General features: G+C 67.4%; 1 pseudogene. It reads left to right on the top strand.

Going from position 1 to position 1239, the window contains the following annotated elements:
• Nucleotides 1-234: 234 nt before the first annotated feature.
• Nucleotides 235-1239, top strand: a pseudogene (locus tag VXC91_RS45840) (IS200/IS605 family accessory protein TnpB-related protein); the annotation flags it as partial.

Below are 1239 nucleotides of genomic sequence, written 5' to 3'. Positions count from 1 at the left end.
AGGCGAACCTGGTGAGGTAGGCACCGGTATCCCGGTCCCCGAAGACCCACCTGTCGGGGTACGGGGTTGGGAACTGTTCGTTTTCAGATGTGCTGGAGCGTGTGTGAGTGTGCACGAGCATGTACTGGTTCGTGGTGTGGCAGCGCGCACATGTCGCATGGCGGGCACTGATGTCAGTGCCGGCCCGTACCGTTCTTCCTGTTGCTGATCAAACGTTGGGGAGGGAATGCATTGATGCGTGATGAGTCGCTGCGCACGATCGCTGCCCCTTTCGTGGCCGTCGGCCCGTCCGGCGTGGCGATCCGCACCCGCCTGGGGCACCTGAGGGCCGACGACGAGCAGGTGCTGCGCCTGGTGGGCATGCATCTGGGCTCGCTGGCCTCGAGGGATCTCAAACGACGGTGCGCTGAGGGCGTGGAGCACTCCACGGATACGTGGGCGCAGCGCAAGCGGGGTCTGACGCAGGAGTCTTCGTCGCGTTGGGCCGGGAGCATCACCAAGGCCACCCACGATCAGTGGGCGCTGTCCAGGCGTGCCCAACTCGCGTACATCCACAGTCTTCAGGCGGGTGTGCGGATGATCGTGCACCGCCTGTTGCTCCCGATCGGGGAGAAGGGAAGCAGGCGGGCGCCGGGCGGCTACCGCAGCGCACAGGAGTGGTTCGCCAAGAGGCGGCGCCTGCAGGTACTTCAAGAGCGGCTGAGTGCCGAGCAGGCCGACCGCGCCGTGGGCCGCGTCCGCATCGTGCGCGGCGGGAAGCGGCTTGCGCGCAACCGGCACAACCTGCAAGCCGCCCAGCTCACCAAGGCCCAGTGGCGGCAACGCCGGGAAGCATCGCGCTGGTTTCTGCGGGCTGATGGGGAGTCGGGCAAGCGGTTCGGTAATGAGGCGATCCGCGTCACGCCCGATGGCGAAGTGTCACTCAAGCTGCCTGCTCCGCTCGCCCACCTGGCCAACGCCGAGCATGGCCGGTATACGCTCACCGGCGCTGCGGTCTTCCACCACCGGCGCGAGGAATGGGCCGACCGCCTCTGGGCGAACCGGTCCATGGCCTACCGCATCCACTACGACGTGCAGCGCCGGCGCTGGTAGTACCTGACCGCCTGGTGGATGATCGCGCCGGTCAAAACCGTTCCCCTGTCCCACGCCCGCACAGGCGGCCTGATCGGTGTCGATACGAACGCTGACCATCTGGCTGCGTGGCGGCTCGATGCCCACGGCAACCCGGTCGGCGAGCCG

The sequence above is a fragment of the Streptomyces chiangmaiensis genome (assembly GCF_036281785.1).
GTDB lineage: Bacteria > Actinomycetota > Actinomycetes > Streptomycetales > Streptomycetaceae > Streptomyces > Streptomyces chiangmaiensis.
Note: the sequence above shows the minus strand (reverse complement) of the source record. Positions and strands in the feature narration are given on the sequence as shown.